This window comes from Deinococcus yavapaiensis KR-236 (genome assembly GCF_003217515.1).
GTDB lineage: Bacteria > Deinococcota > Deinococci > Deinococcales > Deinococcaceae > Deinococcus_A > Deinococcus_A yavapaiensis.
The window spans coordinates 33,990-49,343 of the sequence record NZ_QJSX01000009.1 but is presented as its reverse complement, the minus strand read 5'-3'; the positions used below and the strand labels follow the sequence as shown (position 1 = coordinate 49,343).

Genomic DNA, 15,354 nt, shown 5'->3' with positions numbered 1-15,354 from the left:
CTGCATGTGGTTCAAGGACGAAAGCTCGTGTTGAAGGCTCGCGTGTCGAGTCGTTGAATCCCGACGACGTCCGCGCCCGCCACTTCGATCATCTTACGGGTGAGCAACAACGTGTTGTTCAAGTCCTTCGACGACCAGCTCTTCGGAACGCCCGCTTCCCATTGGCGACGCAAGGCGGGCAACTGCGTGCGGTCAGGCAAACTGTACAGACCTTTTTCGAGCAAGCTGTTCCAGAAAGGTCCCGTGTCGGCCTTCATGCGGTCCGTGGCGACTCGGACGGCCTTGATGAACAGGCGAAGCGTTTCGGGATCGGTGTCGTTCCGGGCGACGATGTAGAGCAGGGGGATGTTGGCGGGAAGGCCGAGTCCGCGCAGCAGTTCACCGCTGCTGATCACTTGGCGGTACTTGCCGGTCGCCGTGAGACGGGCGCCGTGATGCCAGAAGGGAATGCCGGCGTTGATTTCACCTCGGTCGAGCAACTGACCGATCAAAGGGCTGCTCGCGGACACCACCTTGCTGTCGGTTTGCGGATCGAACCCGAACTTGTTGCGGGTGTACGCGCGCAAGATCAGCAAGGTCTTGTCGGTGAGGCTCGTGACGCCGATGGTCTTTCCCTTCAAGTCCGCGACGGTTCGGATGCCGCTGTTGGCGGGAACCACGATACCGCCGGTCAAGAGGCTGAACGGGTAGACGGCGGTCACGTTGAAGTTCTTCTGCCGCAGCAACGTCACTTCCAGGAAGTCGTCGACGACGACTTGAGCGTCGCCGGAACGCAAGGCGATGCGCGTCGCGTCCTTCGACGCGAAGTCTTGCGAGCGTACGTCCAAGCCGAGTTCCTTGTCGATGCCGAAGTACTCGATGCCGTACAGAACCCACGCGAGGGTTCCGCCCGCTTGCGAGCCGATCTTGATTTGGCGTTGTGCGTGCGCCGACGACCAAGTCGACAACCCCACGAGAAGGGCCGCTCCGACGAGCAAGCGCGAAGAAGCGAGAATCGGGCGGCGGGAGTTGTGACCCTGGAGGGGCGACGAGTCATGTTGAAGGTAAGTCATTGTTCAACTCCGTTCGGGTCGCGAAGGCGCGACCCTGTGTCGAGGCAGCACGATTTTTGATGTTCGATGGCGCGCTTCACCGCTCGTTTGAGCGTGATGCGGGTTTTCCACAAGCCGACGTTCAGTTCGGCAGCCGGGAGGTCTTCGACAGGACGCGCCGTCCATGCCGGTAGGGTTTTGGCGACCTGTTCCGCTTCGGGTCGTAATGCCAAGATAGCGTCCACCTCACCGCTCTCGGCCGACTTTGCCGCTTCGCCTGCCGATTCGAACGAGAGGTACGAGTAGCCGTGCCGATCTCCCCAATCGAACACTTGATCGCCGAGCAGACCCCAGTGGTTGGCGAGGATGCCGAGGTTCCGAGGCGTTCCTTCGCGGGTCAGCAAAACCCAGGGCACGCGGTCGTAGGGAAGGAGTTGCATGAGGGCCTGCGTTTCCGAGGACGTGACGATTCCGCCGACGAGAACGTCGCACGACTCGGGCCGCAAGCCCCAATCCACCGGATCGGGCGCCTGCCCCCAGCCGGGCTGCAAGTTCCAGTTGACGCGTACGCCGATGGACGCCGCGACGCGGCGCGCGAGTTCCGCCTCGGTTCCGCTCACGGTGTCTCCGTCGGAGTCGACGAAGGGCGCAAGGGTGCTGGGATGGCAGACGTTGAGGACGCCCGACTGTTGCACGAGTGCCAGCGAACTGTCGGGTGGAAGTTCGCGGAGCAGCAGGTACGACGCTACGCCCAGCATGATGAACAGCGTGCTGCCCGCCGGACGCCATTCGCGCCACCCCTTCCTTCGTTCCTTCACCGGCGAAACCCGCGGTACGCCAGCACGCAAGAAACGACCGTGAGGGCCAGCACGACCGTCACGTCCACCCCGAAGGCCTGCTCTCGGTAGCCGATGATGAATCCGCGCAGCAAGTCGATGGCGTACGTCAGTGGATTGACGTGAACCAGCAAAACGAGCCAAGACGGAAACACCTGCTGCTGTTGCTGGACGCTCAGGCTGGGGTCCATTGGGAACACGCTGCTCGCCAGGAAGTACACGGGAAGGATCAGCGCGTTCGAGAACACGCCGAAGCCTTCGAAGGACCGCAGGTTTTGCGCGATGAGCAGGCCAATCGCCGTGAACGCGAGGGCGACGAGCAACATCACGCCGAGCACGGCCGGAAGTTGGTTGACGCCCAGCGGAACGTCGACGTACGGCGCGAGGAGCAGCACGAGCGCGCCTTGAAAGAGCGCGACGGTCGCGCCTCCGAGGAGCTTGCCGAGAAAGACCGCGCTGCGCGGCACGGGCGACGCGAACACTTCCCGGAAGAAGCCGAATTGCCGATCGTGAATGAGCGACACGGCGCTTTGAATGCTCGGGTAGAGGATGTTGAGCAGCACGACCGCCGGGAAGATGAACTGCATGTACGTGAACGGCACGACGAACGTCGTTTCGCGCAGTCCCGTCCGGAAGTACGGGGTGAGGCCCACCCCGAAGATGATCACCCACAGCAGAGGGCGGCTGAACGCGCCGACCAACTGTCCGCTTTCACGAACGGACCGCTTCACTTCGCGTGCCCAGATGGCGTACAGACACGAAAGGTAGTACGCGGGACCCGTCGTGGAGCCCGCCGTGTGATCGCGCCGAGTTGGCGGAAGCCCGCCTTGCTTGTCCTCGGCGGGCCGCTGCTCGTTTCGGCGCTGCTGCTCGGGAAGCTCAGTCACGGATCACCTCGTATGCTCGCCGCCGCGCCGAGCGAACGCGAGGGTCGCTTCTCGTGGGTCCGCGCGGTCGTCGCGCAATTGACGCCCCGTGAGATCGAGGAAGACGTCCTCCAGCGACGGGGACTGCACGCTGACGGCCCGCACGTCGAACGACGTTCTCGCGAGGTCCGCCAGGAGAGGTCGAGGGTCCGTGACGCGCAGCCGAACCGTGTCGCCTTTGCTGTCCAGGTGGGGGTATTCCCGTTCGAGTTCGGTTCGAAGTGGGACCGGCACGCCGCGAAGGGTGACGAGCGTGTCGCCATGTGCGGCGCGCAACTCGGCGGGCACCCCGAGCTGAAGGACTTCTCCACGATCGATGATCGCGACGAGGTCGGCGTTCTCGGCCTCTTCGATTTGGTGCGTGGTGAGCAGGATGGAGACGCCCGTTCGTTCACGCAGAGCGTTGAGGTACGTCCAGATGCGGTGACGCGACTGCACGTCGAGGCCGACCGTCGGCTCGTCGAGGATGAGCAGGCTCGGGTCGTGCATGACGGCGCGGCCGATTTCCAGGCGGCGTTTCATGCCACGTGACAGGATGCGGGCCGTTCCGTTCGCCCAATCGGTGAGCTCGACGAGTTCGAGCACCTCCCAAGCGCGACGGGCACGCTCTTTCGACCCCAGACCGTACAGATGTCCGTGGAAGTCGAGGTTCTCGATGACCGTGAGGCGTTCATCGAGGCTTGGTTCCTGAAAGACCAGCCCGAGTTCGCGTCGCACGCGGCCCGGTTGACGACGCACGTCGTACCCCGCGACGCTCGCCTCGCCTTTCGTCGGACGCAGCAGGGTGCTGAGGATACTGACAAGCGTGCTCTTGCCGGCACCGTTCGGTCCGAGAAGCGCGAAGAACGTGCCGCGTGGAATGTCGAGGTCGACGCCTCGCAACGCCGCGATGTCGCCGTACGCGTGCTGCACGGCGCGAGTCTGGATGACGTTTTGTTGAGTCATGGGCCTCGTCAATTCTCGTCGAACGTTTCCGATTGAGGGCGAGTGTCGTTGGGGGCGGCAGGAACGATGAACGGATTGGCGAGCTTGTGCTTCGTCAGCAACTTGGCGACTTCACCCCGTCGAATCAGGCGGCTGATGGCGCCGTCGATCTGCTGCCGAAGGGTGGGTCGGTCGCGCCGCACGCCGGCGATGACGTACCACGTCATGTTCGGCAGTTCCTTGACGGGTCCGACGTACATTCCTTCTTTGCCGGGATTCGGCGAGCGGCTGTAGAGCTGGGGAGCGAACAGCAACCCCGCCTTGGCCTTTCCTGTTTTCAAGTCGAGGGCGAGTCGAGCGGCTGTCTTGACGGGTCGTTCCGTGAACCGTCCGTTTCGAAGGGTATACATGAAGTACGCGGGAAGTCCCCGCAGTTCCATGGACAGCGGAACGTTCTTCGGAAGGCTCGTGAGCGACTTGATGTTCTTGACGCGAGACACGAACACGTAACTGACTTTCAAGTACGGCCTCGTGGCGAACATCTGCTCGTCCGCCGGGTAATCGAAGGCGGGCGTGGTGCTGCCCACCAAGCCGGGGTAGACATCGCAGCGATGCGCGAAAAGGCGCAGCATTTCCGTTCGTTCGAGTGGCTGGGCGGCCGTGTCGACGCTCGGGAGGGGTTGACGATGAACGAAAAAGTCCGCCTTTCGGCCCAGAGACTGGGCGATGGCGGTTGCCATGTCTTGCTCGAAGCGCCACATCGGGTTTTGCTTGTCGAGGCAGAACATGAGGTCCTTGCCAGTCCTCAAGTACCCTCGGGTGCTGTTCGGGTCGTCAGGAGCTTGAGCCAGCGCGAGCGAGCACGCGATGAGAGCGAGGAGGAGGATCGGTCGGCGCATGGGGACTCCGGGCATGTTGGGGAGCCCGAAGGCTCCCCAACAAGTTGATGCGAGAAACGAGGAGCTCAGTCGAGGGCGAACACCCAGAACACGCCGCCCGTCGGAATGTCCTTCGTCTTGGCGCCGACTCCGCTGTTGAAGAACCCGGCGACGCCGCCGAAGCCGGAGTACACGCCGACGTACTGCTTGCCTTCCACTTGGAAGCTGACGGGCACGCCGATCACGCCGGAGTTCGTCTTGAACGACCACAGCTTCTTGCCGGTCTTCGCGTCGAACGCGTTGAAGTTACGGTCGTCCGAGCTTCCCGTGAAGACGAGGTTGCCGCCCGTGGTGAGCACGCCGCCCCACAACAGCGAGTTGAAGGTTTGCGCCCAGACTTGCTTGCCGGTGACGGGATCGACGGCCTGCAACTTCCCGATGTGGTTCAGGCCGGGAGCGGTCGTGATATCGGATTCTGCGCCGATGTAGGCTTCACCGGCCGCGTACTTCACCTGCGAACCCTTGATGGTCATGCAGGACTCGTTGCTGGGAATGTAGACGAGCTTCGTCAGAGGGCTGTAGGCGGCAGGATTCCAGTTCTTTCCGCCGAGGAGGCTCGGGCATGCGCTCGCTTGCTTGCCGACAGCGGGACGGGCCTGCGGATTCCACACCGGACGGCCGTTCTTGTCGATGCTTTGATACACGGTGCTTCTAATGAACTTGTGGGCGTCCACGTACTTCAAGCCGCCGTTGGCACGGTCCAGCAGGTAGAGGTAGCCGTTGCGGTGGGCGGACACGATCGACTTCATGGTCTTGCCGTTGACCACGGTGTCGATGAGGATCTGCTCGTTGACGCCGTCGAAGTCCCACACGTCGTTCGGGCTGTACTGGAAGCCGGTCTTGATCTTGCCGGTCTTGACGTCGAACGCCAGCACGGACGAGGACCACTTGCGGTCGTCGGATTCCTTCGCGCGAGGATCGATCCACGGAGAGGGGTTGGACGTTCCCCAGTAGACGGTCTTGGTGCCCGGATCGTACGAGCCGGTGACCCAGGTGGACGCCCCTCCGGTTTCAGCGCCGCCCGCGGGGTACGAGCCGTTGACGGTGGTGTACGTCTTCCAGATCGTCTTGCCGGTCTTGGGGTCGAGCGCTTCGAGGAAGCCGCGCACCCCGTACTCGCCTCCGTGGATGCCCGTGATGATCTTGCCGTCGGCGACGAGGGGCGCGGAGGTGATCGTGTACCGCTTCTTGTAGTCCTCGATCGTGCGGTCCCAGATGATCTTGCCGGTCTTCGCGTTGAACGCGAGGACGTGCGCGTCGAGCGTTCCCATCAAGACCATGTCGCCGTACAGGGCCACGCCGCGGTTCACGATGTCACAGCAAGTGACGAGGTCCTCGGGAATTTCGCGTTTGTACTGCCACAATTGCTGTCCGGTCTTCGCGTTGAGGGCGTAGAGTCCGTTGTTCGGCGCGGTGATGAACATGACGCCGTTGTTGACGATCGCGGGAGCTTCGTGACCGGCCGTTTCGCCGGTCGAGAACGCCCAGACGGGCCGCAGGCGGGAGACGTTCGCCGAGGTGATCTGCGTGAGGGGGCTGTAACCCCAGTTGCTGTAGTTGCCGCGGTAGGACAGCCAGTTGCCCGGCTCGGGGTTCAGCAGTCGAGCGTCCGTGACGGGCGCGTAGTTGCTGATTTGCGCGCTTGCCACGAGTGTGCTGCTACCGATGAGTGCCAGAGCCAGCGTGAGTAGATTGCGCATTATGTCCTCCTGGGAGAAAGGTGGTGAAGTTACTTGCCGGTGCCGACGCGGCCGATGAAGCCACCCGTAGCGGCAATCTGAACGCCCTTGGCCTCGAGTTTGAGGGGCAGGGCGGGAAGGCGGCGGGGAGCCGGACCGCCGACGACCTTGGCGTTGTCTCTCGGATCGAAGAGGGAGTGATGGCACGGGCAGTCGAGGTTGCCTTTGGCCGAGCCGAGCGAGCCGATCTTCGAGACGGCGCAGCCTTGGTGCGTGCAGATGGCCGAGTAGGCGACGATGCCGTCCGCCGCGTTGCTCTTGCTGCTGGCCTTGATGTCTGCCGCCTTGAGCTTCACGACCACGATGTTGCCTTTGGTCTTGTCGCGAATCTGCTTGGTCTTCGGGTCCATCGCGAAGGCGAGTACGGGTTCGCCTTCCTTGAGGTCTTTGGGATTGATGGGTTTTTCGGCGTTGGTCCCGCTCTGATACACGAGGACGTCACCGTTCTGGACGACGCTGGCGGCCGAGGCACCTTGTGCGGCGCCGCGTTGGCCGAATGCGGCAGCGACGCCTGTCATGGCGGCGGCCTTGAGAATGAGGCGGCGTTGTTGGGATACGTTCTTGCTCATGGCAGGACCTCCGGGGGCGTAGGGACGTTGAGGTGGACGGGCAGCTTGGCTTCGAGTAACTCCGTGCGGACGCGTGAGAGGACGAGGCGACCGGGATGAATCCGATGCCTGAGCTGTGATGCCTCGAATCTCGGGGTTCCGGCTCTTTATGGAGGGATGTGTTTCAGGTCCATTTCCTTTTCCAGGAAGAGGGAGGCACGTATCATGCCTGGAGCGACGCTCAGCGCAGGGCGCTTTTATCTAACATTTAGTTCGGTAACAAACGTTCTGTTCGGTAGGTGGAGCATAAGCCTCCCGTTTCGAGAAAGTCAATAGTTTTTAAGAAGTGAGCAAGGAGGAAATTTCAACAATGGCTCAGCGCCGATCAACCAGCGATCTTCGAGTCAGGCGTACCAAAGAGCGGATTCGAAATGCCATTCGTGAATTGACGCTCAACATGCCGTTCGATGAGATCAGTGTCCAGGCGATCGCCCAACACGCCGGTTGCCAGCGAAACACCTTCTACGACCACTACACCAGCAAGTACGAGGTGCTGGAGGAAATGCTTGGCGAATTGGTCGACGAAATCGAAGCGGTGACCACGGCTCACTTCAGTGAGATGCAGCAGCACAGCCCCGGAGAGATCCCTCCGACGTTCACGAAGCTGTTCGAAGTGTTCGGACGTGATATCCCGTTCTACCGTCGCCTGTTCGGTCCCGAAGGCAGCTCGATCTTCACCGCCCGGATCGTCAACGCGCTCGAGCAGTCCGGAATGCGGCACGCACAGTACTGGTCGAACCTGCTGCCCGAGCAGACCGTTCCGAACGAAATCGCCTTCCGATTCCTGTCGGCGGCGTTCGTCGGCATGCTCGCGTGGTGGCTGGAAAGCGACCACCAGTACTCCGCCGAGCAAATGGGCGTGTTTCTCTGGAGGATGGAAATTCGACAGCGGCCCTCGTGAGCCCCGGTTTTCCGTTCACGGGCACGTTCCGGGCCCCAAGGCCTCACTGCGGCCCTCGTCGAGACGCCGAACGACGTGCGGTCTTGGCCTCGAGGCACGAGCATGAACGGGGCGTTTCGCCCTCTACCACGCGTGTCCGACTCGATCGATTCGCCAAGAGGACCATGGCGTCTCGGCGTGTTCGACGGACCTCTTCCCCGAAAGGCACGTCTGCGTCCTGCAATTCCTGGCGTGAGGCGGTGCAACGGGGCTTCGTGCCCCCTGCGGGAGTGTTCCGCGCTCGCCTCCTCGCCTCGCCGAGAACGCGCCGTCCGTCACGAGACGCGAGCTCGAGTTGCCAAGCTGAGAGCGGCGTCCCGACCGAAATTCGCCTTCGGCAGAGGTCGCGCTTCCAAAAAAAGAGAAACCGCCCGGGCGGGCGGCTCTTGCTCACGTTTCGGCGAGAACGCTGCTATTCGTCGTCGGGATTCTCGTCGTAGGCGTCGGACGTCCAGTACTCCACGGCGGCGGCCACACCGAACTCCACCTCGAAGCCTTCCTTGAATTCCGGCAACTTGAGCTGCGAACCGAGAGCGCCCGCGCTCGCTTCGCCGCTGAGGGTGATGCGCAGACCGACGTCTTCCAGGCCGTCGCGGCCCCACCTCAGGTACACGCCTTCGGTTCCTTCCGCGCCCAGCTTCGCCCCGACGTTCGACAAGCCCGGAACCTTTGCTTGCCCCGCGATGCCGAACACCAACGTCGTCGTACCGCGCATGTCGTCTTTCAGCGAAGCGAACAGCCCGATCGCCTCGGACGATTTCGCTTTCAGTTCCAAACCCGCGCACGACACCTTGAAATCGAACACGTGCTTCGGAGCGTCGCCGCCCGATCCGCCTCCGGCTTGCAGCACGTTCTGCGCGTCCGCCGACATCGTCACCTTCTTGGACAAGCTCAGCGCCTTGCCGTTCAATCCCGGCGGGCAGTCCGCGATGGAGAACGCTTCGAACTTCACGGGATCCAACGCCGCTTTGCTCGGGGGAACGCAAGGTTTCTCGTAGAATTGCGCCCAGATTTCATCGGCGACGGCGATGGCCGATTCGAGCATCGTTCCGTAGAACAGAGCTTGCTTCGCATGCTGAATGAAAGCGAGTTCGTGTGCGCGCAGCTGGCGCGTAGGCAAGTTGGCGGCCAGCGCGGTCTGACGACGCACGCTGGCACGGCCGTACGCGGCGACCGCCATTTCCAGCCCCTTGTAGCTCGAACGCACCGAGTCGAGGTACTTCAATTCGACCGCGCGGTTCGCCGCGATGAGTTGGCATTCGTCCTCGTAACCTTTATCGAGGATTCGGCTTCGGTCCTCGCTCAGCGTACGGCTCGCCTCGGCCCGTCGGTTGTTGAACTGCAACTGCACCCGCGCGTAGGCTTGCCGCAAGGGAAGGATGTCCGGATCTGTGTCGGACGTGGCGATGGCGTTCCACACCGCCCGCGTCTGCCGTTCCACCCCGAGGCCGCTCAAGTCCAGCGTCGTGTTTCGGTCCGTCGCGATGTCGGCCGCCTCCAGTTCCTCCCAGCGTTCCTGCAAGGCTCGGTATTGAGGCAACAGCGGAACGACGTCCTCGGGAACCGCCGGGAACTTCAAAGGTGGCAGCGTCCAGTCCTGCCCTTGAGACAAGTCGAACAAGGCCGAGGCGGGGCGGCGCACGCGCGACTCTTCGGCGGAACGCAAGGACAGCGAACTGCTGTCGTCGCCTCCGCCCTCGCCGGTCTTGGTGAAGTCGAAGTCCACCGGCAAATCGCGGGGGCTCTGCGAGTTCGGCGTGCGTCGCATGCCCGCCTGGAACGTTCGCGCGGCCTCCGAGGTTCGGCCTTGGCACAGTTGCGCGCGCGACAAGTTGGTGTTGGCTTCCGCAAGTTGCGGCGCGAGCTTGAGCGCCTGCGTGAGGGGCCCTTCGGCGTCCTTCCAGCGGCCCAGCGCGAGAAGCGCCGCTCCCCGATTGTTCAGCGCCAACGCTTGAAAGGGCACGCCGCCCACCGAGCCCCTCGCGCCGCCGAGCGCGTCCGCCGCCTGCAACACCAGCAGCGCTTCGTTGGCCATTCCCAACTGGTCGAGCACTCCGGAGAGATTCACCAGCCGTGACGGATTGTTCGAGTCGAGCGTCACGGCCGCCGTGAGGGCTGCCAAGGCACCTTCGAGTCGGCCCTCGGCGATGGCCGTGATCGCCGCGACTTCGGCCATCTGGAGGTTCTTCGCTTCCGGGCTGCGAAGAAACGCGTCGTGCGCGCGGGCATTGCGGCGCAGCCGCGCGTCGATGCTGGCGAGCGCCTGCGGCAAGCCTTGGGCAAGCGTGGCGCCGACCGGGCGGGCGTCTCTCAAGCGCTTGAGTTCTTCGAGGTCGCGCTGAAGCTGGGTTCGCCGTGGGTCGTTGGCGGAAAGCGCCTTCAGTTGCTCTTCGAGCACGCGAATTTCGCGCTCGATGTCCCGCCCGCCGCCTCCGCCGGGCGCCGCGACGAGCGGAGCGGCGGTCGGACGGCACAGTTCGGCCTTGTGATCGAGCAGCACCCGCTCTTGCGCCTTGAGGGGCAACAGCACGGCCGCGTCACTCCAAGCTCCCTGCTGCGCTTCGGCGGCCCGAGGAGCGGCCAGCATCGCGACGAAAACGAGAACACGCCATGTGATTCGTGACATGCCCGCATGCTAGAAATCGCCGAGTGATTTTCACGTGATCCCGAGTGACCCGTCGAGGAACGGTCTGTGGACGCAGAATCCACTCGCGTCCTCGAAGTTGCTTTCGAGGCGCCGAAGTCGGCGGGGCGAACGGACGGCACGAAGAAACTTGGTTCGTCGGCTTGCATAATGAGGCGCATGCTCGACTTGACGGGGAAAGTGATTCTCGTGACGGGAAGCTCACGCGGTATCGGCGCGGTCACCGCCCGCACGTTGTCCGCGGCGGGCGCGCAGGTCATCGTGCACTACGGGCGCAACGAGGAGGAAGCCAGGGCGCTCGTGGAGGAACTCGGATCGGAGCGATCGGTCGCGCTCGGCGCGGACTTGGGTCGTCCCGGCGCGGCCACCGCATTGTTCCGCGACGCCGTGGCGTGGCAAGGGCGGGTGGACGTGCTGGTGAACAACGCGGGCATCGCGCCGAGCGTGACCGTGGACGACGAGGCGAGCGCGTGGGCGCAAACGTGGGCCCGCACCCTGCAGGTGAACTTGGTGGCGGTCGCCGATCTGTGCCGCGAAGCGATCGTGCACTTTCGGGGGCGAGGCGGCGGAACCATCATCAACGTCGCGAGCCGCGCGGCCTTTCGGGGAGACAATCCGGAGTCCATGCACTACGCGGCGTCCAAGGGAGGCGTCATCGCCCTGACACGTTCGATCGCGCGTGGGTACGCGCCCGACGGCATCTTGGCGTACGCCGTGGCGCCCGGTTGGGTTCGCACCGAGATGGCCGAAGGATACTTGCGCGAGCACGCCGCCGACATCGCGCGCGACATCCCGCTGGGAGACGTGGTGCCGCCCGAGGAAGTCGCGAATACCGTGGCGTTTCTCGCGTCGGGCCTCGCGCGGCACATGACCGGGGCGACGCTGGACCTCAACGGAGCTTCGTACGTTCGGTGAGACCCGGCCGCCCTGCTGGCACGAGGTCGCACGAGCGCGCGGCTCACGCATCCTCGAACGCGTCGACCTTCGCGGGAATCCAACGCCGTTGACCGCAACGGGGGCAAGGTCCGGCGGGCCGTGAAGCCTCGACGTCGCCGCAGTTCGTGCAGGCGTGCGGATCGTCGGCGCGCGCTTCGTTCTCCAGCGCGTCCGAATCGACGAGGTCTTGCGGCGGCACGATCGGAAGCCCGAGTCGCACGGACCGCGCCTCGAAGCGAAAGATGCTGAGGTTGCCGCCTTGCTCCACGAACGCGAAGCGCACCTCGCCGAGTTGCGTCACCCCGGCGAGCCGTAGGCGTTCGAACAACTCCTCGCTGGAGAGGCTGACGTCTTTGAGGCCTTGCAAGTTCACGCGGCCTCCGTCCACGACGAGCGTCGGACGGCCTTCCATGAACGTCTCGACTTTTTCGCTTCGGTTGATGAGTTGCGCGAGGCCCCACTGCAAGAACACGACGACGGCCACGACGAGCATGGCGTGCAGCAGGGGCACGTCCGGGTAGAAGGGCGCGTCACCGACGGCCGAACCGAGCGCGATGACGATCGCGAACTCCACGATGGAAAGTTGCGCCAAGCCGCGCCGCCCGACGATGCGCAGCAGCAGCAGCAGCCAACCGTACATCAAGAGCGTCCTGAAGACGATTTCGAGCAGAAACAGCCACGGCGCGTCTCCGATGAACATCCGATGCCAATCGAACGGAACGACTTCCGTGGCGCTCATGCGTCATGATACTCATAAAACGCGGTCCGCCAGACTTCGGGCCCGACCGCGCGCCGGGAGGTGCATCGCGAGAAGGCGAAGAAAGCCCGTCGCGGCTCACTTCGGGGATGTGCGGGCCGCGCGGGCCTTTCAGTACTTGGAAGCGTTACTCGTCGTCGCTGCCGGGAAGGGGCGTCGTTCGAGCGGGACCGCCGTCGAAGCCGCCCGCGCCGCCGACTCGGGGACCTTTCACGTCGCCGCCCGCGTCGTCGTTCGGATCGGCGAGGCGCGTCGTTCCTTCCGGAGCGTCCTCGGTGACGGCGCTGAAGTCCGACCACGAGCCGGGCAGGCCGTCGTCGAAGGCGCGCTCGTCGTTCACGTTCGTCGGTTCGACGTCGAGACCGTAGGCGACGGCGTTGTCGAGCATTTCTTCGCGCATCTTCGGATCGATGCCGAGGTCGCGCATCGCCGCCTCGCCCATTCGCTGATTGTCGATCTCGTTCTCGTCGATTTGGCCGGGCGCGGCCACGACGTCGTCGGGAACGTAGCCGGGATACGGCTGGTCGTCTCCGCCTTCGGAACTCGTCGCGTCGGAGTCCGCGTCGGGATCGTCGTACTCGGTGTCGGGTTCGTCGGCCACGCCGGGAATGTCGCCGTCCTCGGACGTCGCGTCGCCGCCGCTCATGGCGTCCGTCTCGTCGTTCGCGTCGACGCCGTCGAGGTTGTCACCGCCGCGAGCGCCGCCCGTCGCGTCCGTCATCGCCATAAAGAGGAGTTGTTGCACAAGGTCCTTCATGCGTTCATTCTGGGCGATCGAGCTGGGAAGGAAATTGGCGCTTTCTTCAGGCTGTTCGGTCGAGCGCGTTCCTGTAGATCTTCTGGCGGCTCGCTCAAGGGCGCCTCATGGCGGGCGTGGCTACAATCCCTCATGCTCGGGGAAAGGCAGGCAAGCGAAGGAGGTCGGCATGCAACGCTTCTGGCGTGAAAACAACCTCGGGATCGTCGTCGTCGCGATCTTCCTCATGCTCTGGGTCGGTCAGTCCCTCGTGGGATGGCGAGACTTCAACTCGGACCGAGAAGATCATGGTGGCACGGACGTGACCTTCTCGCGCTATCTCGGCACGGCGCATTTTTGGGAAGCCACGACCGAAAATTGGGAAAGCGAGTTCCTTCAGATGGGTGCGTACGTCCTCTTGACGGTGTGGCTGCGCCAGAAAGGCTCGGCGGAATCGAAAAAGATCGACGAGGAGGAACCCGTCGATCAAGACCCGCTGGAGTTCCAGGACCGCCCGGACGTTCCGGGTCCCGTCAAGCGCGGCGGGCTCGCTTTGGCGCTGTACCAGAACTCGCTCAGCATCGCGTTCTTCACGCTCTTCGCGATTTCGTTCGTTTTGCACGGGTGGAGCGGCATGGACGAGCGCAACTTGGAGGCGATCGCGCACGGTCAGCGGCCCATCGACCTCGCGGAGTTCATGACGTCTTCCACCTTTTGGTTCCAGTCGCTGCAGAACTGGCAAAGCGAGTTTCTGGCGGTCGCGTCGATCGTGCTGCTGTCGATCGTGCTGCGGCAGAAAGGCTCGCCGGAATCCAAGCCCGTCGCCGCGCCCCACGCTCAAACGGGCGACGCCTGAAAACGATGCGGGGAGGCGCCGCGGGGCGCCTCCCCGAGAGGATTGGGGAGATTCAGAAGGCGGGAACGACCGCGCCCTTGTACTGCTTTTGGATGAAGGCTTTCACCTCGGCGCTGTTGAGCACCTTTTGCAACTTGATGAAGTCGGGGTTCTTCAGTGTGGCGGGCTTCACGGCGAGGACGTTCGCGTACGGGCTTTGCTTGCCTTCGATGAACAAGCTGTCCTTGACAGGATTGAAGCCCGCTTCGAGCGCGTAGTTCGTGTTGATGACGGCGGCGTCTACGTCTTGCAGGGCGCGGGGCAGTTGCGCGGCTTCGAGTTCGCGAAACTTCAGCTTCTTGACGTTCGTGGTGATGTCGAGGACGGTGGCCTTGATCCCCGCCTCTTTACGCAGGCGAATGAGGCCCGCGCGCTCCAGAAGCTTCAAGGCGCGCCCCGAGTTGCTCGGGTCGTTGGGAATGGCGATCGTCGCGCCCGCCTTGATGGTCTTGAGGCTCGTGAGCTTCTTGCTGTAGACGCCCATGGGCTCGACGTGCACCTTCGTGGACGCGACGATGCCGAGCGGCCGATTCTTCTGGAACTCGTCGAGGTACGGCACGTGCTGGAAGAAGTTCACGTCGATGCTGCCGTCGGCGAGCGCGAGGTTCGGCTGCACGTAGTCGGTGAACTCGCGGATTTCGAGGGTCACGCCTTGCTTGGCGAGGATCGGCTTGACGAAGTTCAGGATCTCGGCGTGCGGAACAGGCGTGGCTCCGACGCGCAGCGTTCCGGCGAAGGCGGTAGAGGAGAGCAGGGCAGCGAGAATGGCGATTTTATTCATGATGAAACTCCTTGAGTTCAGCGGTGGTCGAGTTTACGGGCGACGAAGTCGCCGAGAAGTTGCAAGGCTTGCACGAGGACGACCAGGATGACGACGGTGGCGATCATGACGGTCGTTTCGAAGCGTTGATAACCGTATCGAATGGCGAGGTCGCCGAGGCCGCCGCCCCCGATCGCGCCCGCCATCGCCGAGTAGCCGACGAGGCTGATGGTCATGACGGTGAATCCCAGGACGAGCGCGCTTCTCGCTTCGGGCAGCAGCACCTTGAAGATGATCTGTCCGTTGCGGGCGCCCATCACGCGCACCGCTTCGAGAACGCCGTTGGGAACTTCGAGGAGGGCGCTTTCCACGAGGCGTGCCACGAAGGGAATCGCGGCGACCGTGAGCGGCACGATGGCCGCCGTGGAACCGATGGACGTGCCCGTGACGAGGCGCGTGAACGGAATCAGCACGACGAGCAAGATGATGAACGGCAGCGATCGTCCGACGTTCATCACGAGTCCCAAGACGCGGTGCAACGGCGCGTTGGGCTTGAGGTGGCCGGGCCGCGTGATCACGAGGAGCACGCCGAGCAGCGTTCCGAGGAGTTGCGCGACGAGGGCGCTCGGCACGACCATCCCGAGGGTTTCGAGCGTGCCTTGCACGAGGAGGTCTCGCAGCATG

The 15,354-nt window shown here is 63.7% G+C and carries 15 protein-coding genes; 3 read left to right on the top strand and 12 right to left on the bottom strand.

Annotated features, from left to right (window positions below; translation table 11 throughout):
- Positions 1-11 precede the first annotated feature (11 nt).
- The 7 genes from DES52_RS12110 to DES52_RS12080 form a co-directional block, all read right to left on the bottom strand.
- A complete protein-coding gene (locus tag DES52_RS12110; RefSeq protein ID WP_110887085.1) occupies positions 12-1,052 on the bottom strand; it encodes an ABC transporter substrate-binding protein in 1,041 nt (346 codons plus the stop codon).
- Positions 1,049-1,789: a substrate-binding periplasmic protein gene (locus DES52_RS12105; RefSeq protein WP_146237275.1), complete on the bottom strand. Its 741-nt coding sequence runs from the start codon at positions 1,787-1,789 to the stop codon at positions 1,049-1,051. The genes DES52_RS12110 and DES52_RS12105 overlap by 4 nt, the downstream gene beginning before the upstream one ends.
- Positions 1,790-1,845: 56 nt before the next feature.
- Positions 1,846-2,754, bottom strand: coding sequence for an ABC transporter permease (locus DES52_RS12100; protein ID WP_110887083.1), 909 nt, complete (start codon positions 2,752-2,754; stop codon positions 1,846-1,848).
- Between the two features lie 3 nt (positions 2,755-2,757).
- The gene (locus tag DES52_RS12095) at positions 2,758-3,738 is read right to left on the bottom strand and encodes an ABC transporter ATP-binding protein (RefSeq protein WP_110887082.1); all 981 of its coding nucleotides are present in this window, start codon (positions 3,736-3,738) and stop codon (positions 2,758-2,760) included.
- Between the two features lie 8 nt (positions 3,739-3,746).
- Entirely contained in the window at positions 3,747-4,616 is an 870-nt protein-coding gene (locus DES52_RS12090; protein ID WP_170131028.1) for a type 2 periplasmic-binding domain-containing protein, read from the bottom strand.
- 65 nt (positions 4,617-4,681) lie between these two features.
- A complete protein-coding gene (locus tag DES52_RS12085; protein ID WP_110887080.1) occupies positions 4,682-6,355 on the bottom strand; it encodes a PQQ-dependent dehydrogenase, methanol/ethanol family in 1,674 nt (557 codons plus the stop codon).
- A 29-nt stretch (positions 6,356-6,384) separates the two neighbouring features.
- Positions 6,385-6,963: a QcrA and Rieske domain-containing protein gene (locus tag DES52_RS12080; protein WP_110887079.1), complete on the bottom strand. Its 579-nt coding sequence runs from the start codon at positions 6,961-6,963 to the stop codon at positions 6,385-6,387.
- 325 nt (positions 6,964-7,288) lie between these two features.
- Here DES52_RS12080 and DES52_RS12075 point away from each other — a divergent pair, with 325 nt between their 5' ends.
- The gene (locus DES52_RS12075) at positions 7,289-7,903 is read left to right on the top strand and encodes a TetR/AcrR family transcriptional regulator (RefSeq protein ID WP_146237274.1); all 615 of its coding nucleotides are present in this window, start codon (positions 7,289-7,291) and stop codon (positions 7,901-7,903) included.
- 451 nt (positions 7,904-8,354) lie between these two features.
- Here the strand turns inward: DES52_RS12075 and DES52_RS12070 are convergent, their stop codons facing one another.
- Positions 8,355-10,568 carry a tetratricopeptide repeat protein gene (locus tag DES52_RS12070; RefSeq protein WP_110887077.1) on the bottom strand — a complete coding sequence of 738 codons (2,214 nt, stop codon included), beginning with the start codon at positions 10,566-10,568 and terminating at the stop codon, positions 8,355-8,357.
- Between the two features lie 177 nt (positions 10,569-10,745).
- Here DES52_RS12070 and DES52_RS12065 point away from each other — a divergent pair, with 177 nt between their 5' ends.
- A complete protein-coding gene (locus tag DES52_RS12065) occupies positions 10,746-11,501 on the top strand; it encodes an SDR family NAD(P)-dependent oxidoreductase (RefSeq protein WP_110887076.1) in 756 nt (251 codons plus the stop codon).
- A 43-nt stretch (positions 11,502-11,544) separates the two neighbouring features.
- On the opposite strand, the gene DES52_RS12060 is transcribed toward DES52_RS12065, so the two are convergent.
- Together DES52_RS12060 and DES52_RS23295 are read right to left on the bottom strand one after the other, a co-directional pair.
- Positions 11,545-12,261, bottom strand: coding sequence for a DUF421 domain-containing protein (locus DES52_RS12060; RefSeq protein WP_110887075.1), 717 nt, complete (start codon positions 12,259-12,261; stop codon positions 11,545-11,547).
- 145 nt (positions 12,262-12,406) lie between these two features.
- Positions 12,407-13,036: a hypothetical protein gene (locus DES52_RS23295; protein ID WP_211317920.1), complete on the bottom strand. Its 630-nt coding sequence runs from the start codon at positions 13,034-13,036 to the stop codon at positions 12,407-12,409.
- A gap of 169 nt (positions 13,037-13,205) precedes the next feature.
- On the opposite strand from DES52_RS23295, the gene DES52_RS12050 reads away from it, so the two are divergent.
- A complete protein-coding gene (locus DES52_RS12050) occupies positions 13,206-13,871 on the top strand; it encodes a DUF6766 family protein (protein ID WP_110887074.1) in 666 nt (221 codons plus the stop codon).
- Positions 13,872-13,923: 52 nt separating this feature from the next.
- Here the strand turns inward: DES52_RS12050 and DES52_RS12045 are convergent, their stop codons facing one another.
- Entirely contained in the window at positions 13,924-14,691 is a 768-nt protein-coding gene (locus DES52_RS12045; protein ID WP_110887073.1) for a MetQ/NlpA family ABC transporter substrate-binding protein, read from the bottom strand.
- Positions 14,692-14,708: 17 nt separating this feature from the next.
- Entirely contained in the window at positions 14,709-15,353 is a 645-nt protein-coding gene (locus tag DES52_RS12040; protein ID WP_110887204.1) for a methionine ABC transporter permease, read from the bottom strand.
- Position 15,354: the final 1 nt, after the last annotated feature.